Raw genomic sequence first — 14,763 nt, 5'->3', positions numbered from 1 at the left:
TAATATCCTCTCCTTTTAAATCGTCTTCATCACTTTAGCTGGCACTCCGGCCACTACCGTATCGGCCGGGACGTCCCTGGTGACCACCGCTCCGGCCCCCACGACGGCGTTCCGTCCGATGGTGACACCCGGTAAAATGATGGCCTTGGCCCCGACCCAGGCATTTTGCTGGATGGTAATCGGGGCGACCATCAAATCATGGCGGTGGGCAGGGTCCAATTGATGGTTCACCGTGATTAATGACGCCCCCGGGCCAATCAACACGTCGTCGGCCAGGTGAATCCCTCCTAAGTCGGTGATCTGGACCTGGTCATTAATGATGACCCGTTTACCTAACGTTAATCGCCGACCGAAGTCCGTGAAGAACGGCAACCGAATATCCACCGAGACATCCACGGGTTAGCCAATGATTTCACTGACCAGTTGACGAATCTCCGCTGCATCGTGTTGCCCCGTGTTGAGCCGTTGGACCAGCCGTTGATTCTGATCGATCACGGCTTGTTGGGCCGCAATTTCCGCTTGTGATAGCTTTTGACTAACCATACCCTCGCTCCTTTTGTACTGAATGTCGTTCAGTATACGGGCGTTTTAGTGCTATGTAAAAGACCTATGCTGTATACTTCTGTATAGGTAAAAAGCATACTTTAGAAAGCGGGTCTTTGTATGGAACTCCGAGTATTACGTTACTTTCTGGCCGTGACTCAAGAGCGCACGATTTCGCGGGCGGCGGACACCCTGCACCTCTCCCAACCCACCCTCTCACGCCAACTCAGCGACCTGGAAGCCGAGTTGCAGGTCACCTTATTCGAACGGGGAGCCCGAGAGATCACGCTGACGCCGGCCGGGCGGTACCTGCGCGAGCGGGCGCTAACCCTGACCCAGCTGGCGGACAAGACCGTCCAGAATCTCCAGACCCAGTCCCCCATTATCAGTGGGTCCCTCGACATCGGGGCCGGGGAAAGCCAGGGGATGCGCCGAATCATGCACCTGATCAGCAACCTGCAGGCCGACTACCCTGGGATTCAGCTGCACCTGCACAGTGGCGATGACGCCAGTGTCAAGGATCAGCTGGCAAACGGACAACTGGACTTCGGGGTCATCATCGGGGAACAACCCCTGACCCACTACCACGCACTCAAGCTCCCCGAACGAGACCGCTGGGGCGTGATTCTGCCCAAGACCCATCCCCTAGCCCAACAGACCTCCATTACCCCGCCAGACTTACGACACCAGCCGCTGTTGATCTCGCAACAGGCGGAACAAAGCCACCAATTTGCCGACTGGTGGCGCAACGTGGCGTCCCAGATTCAACTGCGCGGGACCTACAACTTGATCTACAACGCCCAGCTAACGGTCGGTGACGGCCCCACCCTGGTCTTGGGCCTGGACCAACTGGTGAACGTGGGCCCAGACTCTCCCGTAACGTTTCGGCCGCTTTCCCCAGAAATGACGGTACCCATCACAATCATCTGGTCGCGTCAGCAGTCCCTGTCACCGGTGGCGCGGCTGTTCTTGCAACGGCTGCGGGCGAGTCTGCCGGCATAACATGGTCGTCGTCCCAAGAGACCATTTCATGACCAATTCATTGATTTTCTAAATGACCTCTAGTCCTCCAGAAGTTTCTAAGCTAAAATAATTAATAGACCGATTGACTTAACTATCAACCGGCATCTTCTGGAGGAGGTTCATTCATGACAACAAAATCTGCTAGCTGGGTGAAATGGCTCGCACTGATCATTCTGACGATCGGTGCCACGGTCACCACCACAGCGGTTAATCACCCCACGGTCGCCCACGCGACCACGGTCTACGTGACCCGGACTGGGAAACACTACTTTTACAAGCGGCACGACCGCGGGTTGAATCGCGCCAAAAAGGTCTACGCGGTCTCCCTGGCCACGGCTAAACGACGCGGCTTGACTCTCTCGGCCACAGAATCGGCGCCCAAAAAGGCCCGAAAGAAGGTTAGGGTGCGGCGGACGACTCGCAAGACCGTCAAGCGCCGGACCACGACCCGGAAAGCTAAGGTCAAAGGCCGTTACCAGGCCAGCACCCCAACCTACCACGTTAAGGTCTTGCACCAGAACAAGCCCGGCTTCAGTAAGGCCACCCTATCCACCAAGCACGGGGCTTGGCAACGCTACGGCCACCTGGACGGCTTGAACCGGGCCACGGCGGCCAACGCCCTCTTGAACAAGAAGCTGATGCCCAAGGGCCAACGGGACGCCCTGTACGTCAACCCCACGGCCTGGCACAACAAGCGGATCAAGACTGGTTGGTTATACAACCGGTGCCACCTGATTGGTTACCAGTTAACTGGTCAGAACAACAACCCACGGAACCTAATCACCGGGACCCGGCAACTGAACGACCCTGGCATGACCACCTACGAGAACCGGGTGGCCAAGTACTTACGGGCCAGTTCCCACCACTACGTGCGCTACCGGGTCACCCCCGTCTTCAAGGGGCAGAACCTGCTAGCCAGCGGGGTAAAGATGCAGATTCAGTCGGTCGGTTCCAAAAAGTTACGCTACAACGTCTACCTGCCGAACACCCAAGCGGGAATGAAACTGAATTACGCCAACGGCTATAGTCGCGTCGCTGGGTAACCTAAAAGATGGTCGCTCTCCACATCCCCCAACGGGGCTGTCGAGAACGACCATCTTTAGTTGTTTTATTTTGTGGTTAACGCGTCCAGAATCGCGTACAACGCCGTCCGGTTGGCCGCCGGAACGGGCGTGGTGATCACTTGCTCGGCCGACTGCTGGAGCACGGAATCCGTCAGATAATCACCATCGTTCGCGACCATCTCCCGCACGTTTACGGCTTGCGGTTCTAGGTGGAACTGCAGGCCTACCGCTTGTCCCGGGAGCACGAAACCCTGATTGGTCAGGTGGTCACTGGAGAAGAGTAACTGGGCGCCGGTCGGGATGGTAAACATCTCTTCGTGCCAGTGGAGCACGGTCAGCTGCGCTGGAATGTGAGGAATCGCGGTGCTCTGCCGGTAGACCGGCGCCCAGCCGACTTCCTTAGCAGGCGCCTGCTGAACGGTGCCGCCTAAGACCTTCACAATCTGTTGCGCACCGAAGCACACCCCCAATACCGGTGTGTGCTGGGCGAAGAGGTCGCGAATCAGCGTCCGTTCCTGGGCAATCCAGGGGAGGTCGTCGTTAGGACTCATGGGACCGCCCAAGATCACCAGGAGATCCGTGGCCGCCACTGTAGGCAACTTGCCAAATTGGTAGGGGTGGTAGATGGTCACCGCCGCATCCTGAGTCGCAGCCCAATCCAGAATCATCCCCGGCCCCTCGCTGGGGGTGTGTTGTAAAATATTAATCCGCATAAGATTCCTTCCTCTCACCGGCAATGTTGGGTTAGGATTCGCCTGCAAAGCCCTAAGATAGCCCCATTATACTGCCAATCCGGTCTAAGAAACATAAAAAGCCCGGGCTCTGCGCTTAGCAACGACTTGCATGGTGTCGTCACCAAGCCTGAACTCAGGCTTCTTCAAAACTACTGTTCCACGTGAAACAGACTACCCAGCGACCCGAATTTCGTCCGTGTCTTCTGGTAAGCTCTGTTCCGGCGCGTGGTCTAAATCCACTGCCACGAACTGAATGAACTCAGTTGGATGTTGGTGCGTCAATTCAGTTAACGTGGTCGCTACTGGTAAGTCGTCGCGGTGATCTTTAAGCGCCCGGCCTAGAACGGTCGTCGCATTGACTAAGCTCTCACCTAAGCTCTGTCCGCTAGTCGTTGCGCGGTCAATATCGGGGAATGTTACGAAATACCCGTCGTCTTCAGTAGCGGTAAAAACTGCGGGATAGGTAACGATATTTGGGTTTGTCATTTTCGTGTCATGCACCTCTCTAATCTTTAATGTCTGCAGTATAGCCGGTTTTAACGCCTCCGGTCAACCGCTGGTTAAGTCGCTTAATTAAGGTACCGGGTATTCAACGATAAGCGGAAACTATTCGTGCGGTCCACCAAGATAGTGATTGAATATCGGGATGGTGACTCTTATACTGAAAGGGTTATCAACTATCGATATCCTGGGGAGGAATTTATCATACAAAAAACCATAACCCTGGTCCTAGCCGGCTTAGGCTTAGGGCTAGGCGGGCTCGCCACGACCACGGTTCCCGGTCACGCGTTTCAGACCAAGACCAGCTTCAAGAACATCGTCTATAACGATAGTCACGCTTACTACAAGTACCGCAACGTGGCTTACCACGCCAAGCACCCCAAGCAAAATGCCTACATCTGGAACGACACCCACACCAAGAAGCTCTACAACCTCAAGCACTACCGGAACTACACTTGGTTTTTGACGGCCACGGGGACCTACAAGGGCAGCCATAAGTGGATTCAGGTCACCAATACACCAGGCACCAAGACCGGGTGGATCTACCGACCACAGTTAGTGAAGGGGTTCAACCCTAAGGGCTATCAAATTGTCCGGCGGCGCTTCAAGCAACCCGAGTACGCTGGCGATTACTTCCACGTCAAGAGCGCGACCAAGAACGCCTACCTCTGGAATTGGACCCACACCAAGAAGCTGCTCAACCTAAAGAGCGTGACCAACCAGAGCCTCTACCGGAGTAACTCCGTTCAGGTTCGCCATAACGGCAAGACCCAGTGGTACTACTACGTGAGAGCACAAAAGAACGGCAAGTCGGTCTTCGGCTACGCGGCTAGTTCCGCGCTAGTCGCCGGTAAGACCCCGAACCACCTGGGCCGGAATCTCCTGTTCCCTGACGACTTCGTCACCACTAAGGACTACCTGCAATACTTAAACCACAGTAAGTACCAGAAGCTGGCCCGCTCGATCATCAAGTTGTTCCCGAACACCCCGGTTGACCTGGGGTTGTCGCGAATCGCGGCGTTTAACTACGCCACCAACGACACCTGGGACGAAGATGCGCCCGAGAAGGTCTCGACCAAGGGCTACACCCACATCGTGTCCTTCGATTCGGTCGCGACGTACCTGATGAAGCACCCCAACCAGACCAACGCGCAAAAGCTGAAGGCCATCAAACGCCTCTTGGCCCAGCAAGGTTACCCGCAATCTAAGCGTAATCGACTTGGCAACTATCAGCTTGGCATCTACGTCATCAATAACCTAATGGGCGGCCGCACGGATGAAGACGGCAGCGTCCACAAAGGAAACTGGTACGGCTTAGTCATCGCCAAGACCGACTAAGACCACCAGCGTGTTTCACATGGAACATTCACTCAACCTAAATGAACGGCGGCCCACTGGCTGATTAGTCAGTGGGCCGCCGTTCGTTTTATGCAACGTGGCTTACCGTTCCTGCGGGTACGTCAACCCCCAGGCCTGGCGCATAGCCGTCATCAATGCCATGGTGTCGCGGGTCCAGGCTTGCGTCGGGTTCTGACCGGTCGCAATGGCCTGGGCCATATCCTGAGCCTCATAGCCCATGGCCTGGTCACGGTGGCCGGCCGTAATGGTCTGCCGCTCGCCGGTCCGGCCATCGACATAGACGGCTTGGTCCGGGCGCAGGTAACGGTCGATTAAGAAGTAGCCGTGTTCGTAGACCGCGTAAGCCAGTTCTGGCGCCGCGGGCAGTAAGTTAAACGAGAACGTCGCCAGCTCGTGGTGGGCGTTGGTCACTACCGTGGCGCTTAGGTTGTCGACGCCCGTTTTAGTCGGGACCATCACCGTCTGGGCTAATTGGGGTGGTGCCGTCATCAGGCGACGGGCAAAGCTCAGCGCGTAGATGCCCATATCTAATAGGCCCCCACCGCCAAGTTGCGGGTTCAACAAGCGCCCCGTCTGGTCCGTCGGGTCGCTACCCAGGCCGAACGCGGCGTGCAGGGATTGGAGCTTCCCCAACTGCTGGTCGTGAACGACCTGCAGTAGCTTAGGATACAACGGCATGTGGTAGATGGTCTGGGCCTCCATCAGGATCAGTTGCCGGTCCGCGGCCAGCTGATCCAACGCCTTAAGTTGTGTCAGATTAAGCGTCACGGGCTTTTCGGCCAGGACGTGTTTACCGGCCAATAACGCTGCCCGGATATTATCGGCATGCACGTTATTGGTGGTTGCGATGTAGACCACGTCAATGGCCGGGTCAGCGAGTAACTCGGCGTGATTGGCGTAAACGTGGGGAATCTGGAACTTGCGGGCAAAGGCCCGCGCTTTCTCCGGTGAATGGTCGCTAGCGACCCCGTACAGGGTCTGGCCCGCCGGGAACTCCCGGCCGAAGTTTTCGGCAATTCGACCAGGACCGATCACACCCCAATGAACTGTTGTCATGTGCATCATCCTCCTATCAGGTAGCTGTTAATCCCTATGATAAGCCTAAACGCGTTTCGTCACTAGAGCGCTTTCATAATTTGTCCTATCGATTGACCCCCCACTACGCACAATCGCCCCCCTGACCTTTTCGAGAATGACCGAACCCTGCAGAAACGTCTGACTTGTGTTAGTATATTCTCTGTAACAAATTTACGGAGTAGGCAATAAGGCGTCAAGTGCTGGTGGAACGCAATGTGAACACCGGACGAAGGGCAAGTGGCCCGCGATCTTATTGCCGCATTGGCCGCAGCGATGTGGCAACTCCCCTAGGAGATGTCGAAATATGAAGACGATGGCAAGACTTCAGCTACCCAAGCTGAACACACTCAGTATGGTCACTTTAGGCTTTTTGATGGCGGTCCAGTTGATTCTAGGACGCTTTACGGTGGGCAACCAGTTTATTCGGTTTGGATTTGCCTTCTTAGTCATGGCACTAGTCGCGAAATGGTTTGGCCCATTATGGGGGATTATGACCGCCGCGATGATTGATTTGGTGGGGACCCTACTGTCCGGTGGCCCGTTCTTTATCGGGTTTACCCTATCCGCCATTTTGAGTTCATTCATCTACGCCGCCCTGTTGTACCAACGGCCGGTCACTTGGCGGCGCGTCATCATCGCCCAAGTGCTGATTATGTTGGTGGTAGACCTGGTGTTGAACACGCTTTGGATCGCCATTATGTACCATACGGCAATCTGGGCCCTACTGCCCATCCGGATCTTAAAGCAACTCATCGTCACGCCAATTCAAATTCTGTTATTGTACCCCTTGTTGAAGAGTCAGGTTATCCAAGGGATTCAAGGACGCTTATCTTAAACGATCATGGGTTGGGGGATTTCCCCCAACCCTTTTTGCGATTCCTTAAGTCACTTGATACTGAACCCAATCAGAACTAAATGAGGCGATAATGATGACAACAACTTTTACAACTAAAACCGGCGTGGTCGACTGGCTGCTCTCCCGGGGCTACTTCCAAGACTGTCCCGGACTGGACCGGACGGCCGCCCTGCTCCAACAACTCGGCCATCCCGAACGCACTTATCCCACGATTCACGTGGCGGGAACTAACGGTAAGGGGTCCACGACCCAAGTCCTGGCGAACCTCTTACAGGCCAACGGTTTACGGGTCGGAACCTTTAATTCACCCTTCATCACGGAATTCACGGACCAAGTCGAAATCAACGGCCAGAAGATTCCCGCGGCCGCCATGGTCCAACTAGGGAACCAATTACGCCCGCTGGTTGCCCAATTGGATACGCAGCCGGCACTACGGGGCGCCACGGAATTCGAAATCCTCACGGCGTTGGCCCTCGCCTACTTTTGCGACCGGGTCGACGTAGCCATTATCGAGGTCGGCATGGGCGGCCTACGGGACAGCACCAACGTGATTCAGCCCGAATTAACCGCCATTACCACGATTGGCCTGGACCACACGGCCTATCTGGGGAACACCTTAGGCCAAATCGCCGCCCAGAAGGCCGGAATCATCAAGCCGAACACCCCAATCGTGGTGGGCAACGTTCCGGAAGCGGCCCTAACCGTAATCCAGCACCAAGCCCAGCAACTGGCCGCGCCCCTCACCGTCTGGTCCCGAGATTACCGGACCCGTTCGCTGGGGTGGCACCATCAAGCCGAACACTTCACTTTTGAACATTCTGACCTGACCTTCGACCACCTCGCGACCCCGTTGATTGGACCGGAACAGGTCGAAAACGCGGCCGTGGCTTTAGAACTCTATGTCCTTTACGCCCAACGGCATCACTTGACCTTAGACCCTCAGCGGTTAGCTGCCGCCCTGCTTCAGACTCGGTGGCCGGCCCGCATGGAAGTCCTCGAACACCACCCGTTGGTGATGCTCGACGGGGCCCACAATTTACACGCCATCAAGCGGTTAAAGCAGACCCTGCTCACCGATTATCCAGACTACCGGCTACACATTCTCTTCTCGGCCATTCGGACCAAGAACATTGCCGCCATGGTGACGGAACTCTTGACCCTACCTCAAGTGACGCTCACCCTGACGACCTTCGACGATCCCCGTGCGTTAAAGGTCGCTGATTTCAAGCAGTGGCCAAACCGCCTCACGCTGGGCACCGGATTGGTATCCCGCCTACCAGGCGCTGCGGGCCCAATTAGCGCCCCACGACCTCCTTTTGATTACCGGGTCCCTCTACTTCGCGTCAGAAGTACGCGCCCGTTTAAAGCCCTAGATACTTCTTACACGACACCCCCTCAGCGATTGCACGGCTGAGGGGGTGTTGTGGTTCATCAACGCGTTTAGTAGGGAACCCCACGTTAAAAATGGTACGGTAAAATCGGGAGAGGGAAATTTCTATATATAGAAATAGAGAAATTAGATATTTAGATATAGGGAAATAGGGAAGTTAGCTATTTAGAAATGACCGTAATCAACCACTGTGACAAACTGTACATATGCCATCTTAGGCTTAATCCGCCGAGTATACATGTAAACAAGGTATACATGTAGATTTTGTCTACACAACAATCTTGCGGGATGACTGCTGATCACCAGCCCCCATTAGCCAAGCCTAATACTGGACACGAGCTAATTTAAACCGTATAGTGTACATACACGATAAGGAGTGTTATGCCATGACTCATCATTTTTACGAAACCTGTGCTTACTTTACTGCCGCCCGGTACATGCGAACTGCCGAGAGCCTGGCCACCCAAGTCTTCCGACCTACCGGGATGAAGCCGGCTTACGCCTACATCATGCTGGCCCTAGAAGACCGCCATCCCCAGACCGTTACGGACCTAGCCACCACGTTAGGCTACGATCGGTCGTCCATCTACCGAATGATCCAGCGCCTCGCCCAACGGGACTTAGTCCAGATGACCACTATCGGCAAGGCCGCCACCATCGATCTATTACCCGCCAGCGCAGACTTCCTCCGGACCGCAAACCAATGTCTGACGACTTGGGGGCGCCTCACCGATACCAGGTTAGGACCCGATAAAGCCGCCATGACCCACCTACTGACCGTCAATAATGCCAAACTAAGGAGTTAACCTTCTATGACCACTTACCATACCGTCCAAATCGACCGCCTCAAGATCTTTTACCGGGAAGCCGGCGACCCCACTAAGCCCACCATGCTGCTGTTCCACGGTTTTCCGTCCGCCAGTCACATGTTCCGCGATTTGATGCCGTTACTGGCGGACCACTTCCACCTCATCGCCCCCGACTTCCCGGGATTCGGCCAATCCAGCATGCCCAACCACGCGGACTTCACTTATACGTTTACCCACCTGGCCAGCGTGATGACGGACTTCATCACCCACTTACAGCTGACCAAGTTCTACCTATACGTCTTCGATTACGGCGCACCGATTGGCTTCCACATCGCTACGGCGCACCCCGACTGGATTCAGGGTATCGTGAGTCAAAACGGGAACGTGTATCAGGAAGGGCTAGGCGCAAAATGGGCGACCCGTCAAGACTTCTGGGACCACCCGACCGCCGCCAAACGCGCGTCGTACCGCACCGCCTTTGCACCAGAGACCATCAAGGGGCAGTACCTGACGGGCACGCCCGCCAATAGTGTCAGTCCCGACGGCTACACCCTCGACATCGCCTACACCCAACGGCCGAACTATGCCGACAACCAGTTGGACCTCATTTTTGATTACCAAAACAATATCAAGGCCTACCCTGCCTTCCAGCGCTACCTTCGCGAGTTCCAGCCTAAATTGTTGGCCATCTGGGGCAAGAACGATCCATCGTTCATCTTCCCAGGAGCACAGGCCTTTACTCGTGACGACCCCAACGCAACCGTCCAAGCCGTTGACAGCGGACACTTCGCTCTGGAAAGTCACGCGTTGCCGATTGCTCAAGCCATTTTACGGACGTTTGCTTAGGAGCACCCCTTTAATTCTCTAACTGCCCAAATCTTCGTCAGCTACTCACCATATTTTTTAGCAAACGCCTCAAAATGATTATCTAATATCTGATGGTTTAATGTCTGATGCCACCATTGTGTATCTACAGGTGTCTGTAAATTACCAGCGGCCAGTAAGGAAGCCGCAACAGTCGCCACAGTATCGGTATCTCCCCCGAGATTAACAGCCGTTATGATGCCCTGCCTAGGTGTGGACTGTGTCAATGCCACCCAGACCGCCGCTGCTAACGTATCAACCACATATCCAGACGTTTTAATCATTTTTTCTGACGTCTGGGGAAATGCCGTCTCAAAAATCATCTGATAGTGTGAAATTTCATTTTGATACACTGGTGCCAGCCATCCGGCTTCACAAGACGCTCGTACTATGTTCAAAGCCTGTTTAAGCGACTTATAGTTTAAAAGATGGTGTAGCAACTCTAAAAATAGATAACTCCCCACAACTGCCCGCGCATGTCGATGCGTCACCACAGTATAATCTCGAGCAACATTGAATCGTTTCACTCTATCAGTCTCTGATTGCAACAAAATTGCTAATGGAGCAATCCGCATCAACGCACCATTCCCGTTAGCGTATGGGGACCCATCCCCGCAAAGTAAAGGTGCTTGGCGATTAACTGCAAAGTTGCGAATAGCATGTGCACACGTTCGCCCAATATCAAAAATTTCTCCTTGCGGGGTGTTCGTACCATACCGCATATAACTTTCAAACCGTTGCATTAAGTCTGAATAATCTCCCGGTTGTGCCTCAACTAGGTTCTCTATGAGACAGAGCGTCATCGATGTATCATCTGACCAACTTCCTGCCGGTTGTCGCCAGAATGAACTGGCTTGCATGTCCATAATCTTTGGATAGGTTCCTCGAGGTCGCATTTCTGCTGGCACCCCTAAAGCATCCGCAACAACCGCCCACCGCAAAACGTTTATAATTGCCTGTTGTTTCATCCCAGTCACTCCTTCGATATACCGATAGTTAGCTTTTAAAACTAGTTTACACCTCATTAGCCCTCGCACGCACCAACGCAGAAAGCGCCTACTTTTTAGGATCCGACAAAATTTATATTCCCAAATTCCAAAACTGCTATAATGGAAACTAGTTTTTTCAGAAATCTTCACATCCCACTAGCTAGGAGCAATTAACCAATGAATGAAATTCTAAAGGCCCAATTCTTCGTCGACGATTTATCCGACGATCAAAAGGCCGTCATTACCAACCTCAACGCCTACATTAAGCAAGGCTTGACCAAAAAGCCGTCATCCGTTGCCATCATCGAAGGTGCGGCGGGAACTGGAAAGTCCGTGGTCTTGATGGAACTGGTTCGCCAGTACATGGTCGACCCGCATTTCCAGACCGCCTTAGTGGTCAACCACCCCGAACTGTACAAGGCCTACCGCGACATCGCGGCCTCGATTCCCCACATGCACGCTAAGTCGATCTTGCGCCCCACGGCACTGATCAACCACGCCCAACGGGACCACAAGAAGTACGACATCATCTTCGTGGATGAGGCCCACTTGCTGTACTCGAAGTCCGAACCCTACGCCCACTACCACGGGCAGAACCAACTGACCGACCTGATGAACCTGGCCAAGGTGGTCGTGGTGGTCTACGACTTTGAACAAGTCTTCCAATCCAAGATGTACTGGGACCGCGACCTTCTGATGAAGACCATCGGCAACCACCCCTACAAACGCTTCGACATGAACTTCCAGTACCGGATGGTCGCCAGCGACGAGCAAGTCGCTTGGATGGACGATTTGACCGCCGAAAAGCCCCTCAAACCCTTCCCAACCAACAGCGACTTCGCGTTTGAAGTCTTCGACAAGGCCGGCGAGATGTTCGAGCTGATCAAGAAGCAAAATAAGAAATACGGCATGAGCCGGATGGTTGCCACTTCCGGCTTCCCCCGGATCGACGGCCGGCACAACGTGGAAATGGACACCTTCAACCTGCCATGGGACGAGTGGGACCCGCAACGGACCCCTTGGGCTAAGCGGGAAGGGTCCATCACCCAGGTGGGGACCATCTACACCCTCCAAGGCTTTGACTTGAACTACGTGGGAATGGTCATTGGCCCGTCCTTCGGGTACGACCCACAAACCGACACCATGACCGTGATTCCCGAAAAGTACTCCCACAAGGAAGTCTTCAAGAAGCGCAAGGACATCAAGTTCACCCGCGACGAATACAAGCAATTCATCGCCAACGTCTTGAACGTCTTAATGAAGCGCGGTAAGTACGGCCTGTACCTGACGGCCTACGATGACGCACTACGGAAGCGGTTGTTGGACCTCTACCACACGGGTAAATAACTCAAGAACTGATAAGGGCCGCCCCTGCAGATGCAAGGACGACCCTTTTCGTCTATCTAACCAAATAAGCTACGATTCTCTAGCGTACCATCCGCGTTCGCAGCGCCAGGGAATGCTGCGTGCTCTGGTGGAACGCCGCTAAATCAGCGCGCACTAACTTCTTATTCGCCGTAATGTACCGACCGTTGGGTAAGACGTAACGTGTCGTTAAATGGTAATGTACGATGCGCCGGACTCGCACCGTTTGCCCCCGCCGGTAATGGTGCACCTTCCCGGTTAGGTTGTGCCGCCGATAAGCGTTAACGCCCCGGGGATTAATCACCGTGATACGGGGATGGCGTTGCTGGTAATAGACCCCCGTCACGTAAGCTCGTTTAGCGGTCAGGTAGCCCACGCGACCATCCGTCTTCGCCGTATGGTTAACATCCCGGACTTTGAACCGCAAGGCCCCGTTTCGCGATTTAGCTGCCCCGGTCACCACGAACATGGGGCGCTTGATCCGGGACTGCTGAGCATAGCGCGCCTTAACCTGGTTGGCCTTAAACGTGGGGTGGCGATAGAGCCGTAACGCCTTAGTCGCATAGATGGCCTCCCCCTTGAAGACGCCTAGGTCTTGGTCACCGCCGTAGTGGATATCCTTGGAACTCGTCGTACTAGAACTGGCCGAACTACTGGTTGAATCCGTGGAACTGGAAGCGCTCGACGAATTGGATGAACTGGAAACGCTGGAGGACCCACCCTCCGCCGCTTTAACCGTTAGTTGGACCGTCTTTGCTTGGCCATCGGTCGTTTTTAAAATAACCGGATACGTCCCCGGCTGGGTGAGATTGGCATGGTCCAAGTCAACCGTCACGGGGATTGGTTGGCCCGCCTTGTCGGTCGCTCGCGCGTGGAAGGTTGCGCTGTCCGGCCGGGCATCCCCCACCGTCACGGTAGCGTCCTGCCCCGTAAGACTCTGCTGGTTCTTCGCCGGAACATAGTAGCAGGTCACGGTCCCCGGGTTAGCGCCGAATGTCCCAGTCACCGCTCCGTCGGTATGGTCCAAGGTGTACCCGGCAATGGTCTTGGGCGTTATGGTAAATGGCGCGTCGTAAAAGCCGGTGTGAACCTCATCCGGCGCCAACGGGTGGTCGGCCGTATCAACGTAATGCACCGTCACGGGCGCACCGGTATTTCTCGCCCGCACGTAGGTATAAGGTGCGGCCCCCTTAAAGTTAGCCATCAGTTGGGCTGCGGTATACACGTGCGATCCTTGCGGTGCTTCGAGGGTTCCGGTGCCCACATCCTGCCAGTGATCTTGATAGGCCGCATTGGAAAAGGTCCGTAAGTTCGTGCCACTCAGTAACGAATCCGGTCCCAAGTGGAGGACGGTCAGGTTCGTATTCATCAACATCTGCGTCGTACTGGCGTGCCGGAGGTTGAAGCCGGAGAGATCTAGTTCGTGCACCCGGGCAGCTAGCATGAACATCCAGTAAGTGTTGGTCAGCTTAGGTAATTGCCACCCCGTTAGGTCGATAACCTGAGACGTGGCTTGGCCAAACATGAAGCTGGTGTTGGTCACGTTGTGGACGTCCCAACTAGACAAGTCAAGCTTTGCCACCTGAATGCCATAGAAAGCAAATTCAAAGTTGGTGACGTGGCTGGCATCGACTTGATCCAGGCCTTTAATGGTGCCCCCCGTCGACCCCACACCTAAATACCCAAACAGCATGCGACTGTTGGCGTTCAAGACTACCGGCCCTTCAATCACGATATTTTCAATCTCGGCACCGTAGGGTTTCCAAGGTGGCCCATCCGGCGTCTTCGCGGGAGCGCCCAACGTCCCCGCACCAATGTGTAAGGTATGATCAGCCGTAATTGACCAGTGGCTGGTCCCAAACTCTCCTGCGTGTAAAACTTCTTGACTAGCCGTCGTGGTGGTATCGGCCGCCCGGGCATCCACGCTGGCGTGTGTCGTGACTAATCCCCCGCCGATTAGCAACCCGCCAATGCTCAAAAGGGCCAGCCAACGGGGACCCTTACCAACAATCCTTCCGTGCATCTTGATTTCCCTCTTCTCTCCTGAATCGTCACAATTCAAACCGTTTATATAATAAACGATAAGTTCAATATCAATGAGTATAGTAAGCAACTAGAGGAATTTCAATTAATTAGCTTGGTGATTGAGTTTGCCCCAACACCATAGTGGTATGCAACGATGCGCAACC

13 protein-coding genes, 1 pseudogene and 1 riboswitch are annotated in these 14,763 nt (G+C 54.5%); of the genes and pseudogenes, 8 read left to right on the top strand and 6 right to left on the bottom strand.

Translation table 11 applies throughout. From position 1 onward, the window contains the following. Positions 1 to 15: 15 nt before the first annotated feature. Positions 16 to 543, bottom strand: a pseudogene (locus tag RIN67_RS00385) (DapH/DapD/GlmU-related protein). A gap of 120 nt (positions 544 to 663) precedes the next feature. On the opposite strand from RIN67_RS00385, the gene RIN67_RS00380 reads away from it, so the two are divergent. Both RIN67_RS00380 and RIN67_RS00375 read left to right on the top strand, forming a co-directional pair. Then, a complete protein-coding gene (locus RIN67_RS00380) occupies positions 664 to 1,545 on the top strand; it encodes a LysR family transcriptional regulator (RefSeq protein ID WP_265000139.1) in 882 nt (293 codons plus the stop codon). A 146-nt stretch (positions 1,546 to 1,691) separates the two neighbouring features. Continuing rightward, complete coding sequence (locus RIN67_RS00375; RefSeq protein ID WP_265000140.1) at positions 1,692 to 2,609, top strand: DNA/RNA non-specific endonuclease; 918 nt, start codon at positions 1,692 to 1,694, stop codon at positions 2,607 to 2,609. 65 nt (positions 2,610 to 2,674) lie between these two features. Here the strand turns inward: RIN67_RS00375 and RIN67_RS00370 are convergent, their stop codons facing one another. Together RIN67_RS00370 and RIN67_RS00365 are read right to left on the bottom strand one after the other, a co-directional pair. After that, positions 2,675 to 3,343, bottom strand: a complete 669-nt coding sequence (locus tag RIN67_RS00370; RefSeq protein WP_265000141.1) for a type 1 glutamine amidotransferase — start codon at positions 3,341 to 3,343, stop codon at positions 2,675 to 2,677. A gap of 192 nt (positions 3,344 to 3,535) precedes the next feature. Then, positions 3,536 to 3,850 (bottom strand): type II toxin-antitoxin system HicB family antitoxin, encoded by a 315-nt coding sequence (locus RIN67_RS00365; RefSeq protein ID WP_024748116.1) that lies wholly within the window; start codon positions 3,848 to 3,850, stop codon positions 3,536 to 3,538. A gap of 144 nt (positions 3,851 to 3,994) precedes the next feature. Here RIN67_RS00365 and RIN67_RS00360 point away from each other — a divergent pair, with 144 nt between their 5' ends. Continuing rightward, complete coding sequence (locus tag RIN67_RS00360; RefSeq protein WP_265000142.1) at positions 3,995 to 5,203, top strand: hypothetical protein; 1,209 nt, start codon at positions 3,995 to 3,997, stop codon at positions 5,201 to 5,203. Between the two features lie 102 nt (positions 5,204 to 5,305). Here RIN67_RS00360 and RIN67_RS00355 read toward each other — a convergent pair whose 3' ends face one another. Then, complete coding sequence (locus RIN67_RS00355; RefSeq protein ID WP_265000143.1) at positions 5,306 to 6,280, bottom strand: Gfo/Idh/MocA family protein; 975 nt, start codon at positions 6,278 to 6,280, stop codon at positions 5,306 to 5,308. A gap of 193 nt (positions 6,281 to 6,473) precedes the next feature. Beyond that, positions 6,474 to 6,571: riboswitch (THF riboswitch) on the top strand. A 34-nt stretch (positions 6,572 to 6,605) separates the two neighbouring features. Between RIN67_RS00355 and RIN67_RS00350 the strand changes: the two genes are divergently transcribed. The 4 genes from RIN67_RS00350 (at position 6,606) to RIN67_RS00335 (ending at position 10,202) form a co-directional block, all read left to right on the top strand. Beyond that, positions 6,606 to 7,136, top strand: a complete 531-nt coding sequence (locus tag RIN67_RS00350; RefSeq protein WP_265000144.1) for a folate family ECF transporter S component — start codon at positions 6,606 to 6,608, stop codon at positions 7,134 to 7,136. Positions 7,137 to 7,230: 94 nt separating this feature from the next. Continuing rightward, positions 7,231 to 8,571, top strand: coding sequence for a bifunctional folylpolyglutamate synthase/dihydrofolate synthase (locus RIN67_RS00345; RefSeq protein WP_313872931.1), 1,341 nt, complete (start codon positions 7,231 to 7,233; stop codon positions 8,569 to 8,571). A 362-nt stretch (positions 8,572 to 8,933) separates the two neighbouring features. After that, positions 8,934 to 9,353 (top strand): MarR family transcriptional regulator, encoded by a 420-nt coding sequence (locus RIN67_RS00340; RefSeq protein WP_265000146.1) that lies wholly within the window; start codon positions 8,934 to 8,936, stop codon positions 9,351 to 9,353. A 6-nt stretch (positions 9,354 to 9,359) separates the two neighbouring features. After that, the gene (locus RIN67_RS00335) at positions 9,360 to 10,202 is read left to right on the top strand and encodes an alpha/beta fold hydrolase (RefSeq protein ID WP_265000147.1); all 843 of its coding nucleotides are present in this window, start codon (positions 9,360 to 9,362) and stop codon (positions 10,200 to 10,202) included. 41 nt (positions 10,203 to 10,243) lie between these two features. On the opposite strand, the gene RIN67_RS00330 is transcribed toward RIN67_RS00335, so the two are convergent. Next, complete coding sequence (locus tag RIN67_RS00330; RefSeq protein ID WP_265000148.1) at positions 10,244 to 11,188, bottom strand: ADP-ribosylglycohydrolase family protein; 945 nt, start codon at positions 11,186 to 11,188, stop codon at positions 10,244 to 10,246. 198 nt (positions 11,189 to 11,386) lie between these two features. Here RIN67_RS00330 and RIN67_RS00325 point away from each other — a divergent pair, with 198 nt between their 5' ends. Continuing rightward, on the top strand, positions 11,387 to 12,556 hold the full coding sequence (locus RIN67_RS00325) for a DUF2075 domain-containing protein (RefSeq protein ID WP_056943969.1): 1,170 nt from the start codon (positions 11,387 to 11,389) through the stop codon (positions 12,554 to 12,556). A 79-nt stretch (positions 12,557 to 12,635) separates the two neighbouring features. Here the strand turns inward: RIN67_RS00325 and RIN67_RS00320 are convergent, their stop codons facing one another. Further along, positions 12,636 to 14,597 carry a DUF5776 domain-containing protein gene (locus tag RIN67_RS00320; RefSeq protein ID WP_265000149.1) on the bottom strand — a complete coding sequence of 654 codons (1,962 nt, stop codon included), beginning with the start codon at positions 14,595 to 14,597 and terminating at the stop codon, positions 12,636 to 12,638. Between the last annotated feature and the right edge of the window lie 166 nt (positions 14,598 to 14,763).

It is taken from the genome of Levilactobacillus namurensis (genome assembly GCF_032197885.1).
GTDB classification, from domain to species: domain Bacteria; phylum Bacillota; class Bacilli; order Lactobacillales; family Lactobacillaceae; genus Levilactobacillus; species Levilactobacillus namurensis_A.
Note: the sequence above shows the minus strand (reverse complement) of the source record. Positions and strands in the feature narration are given on the sequence as shown.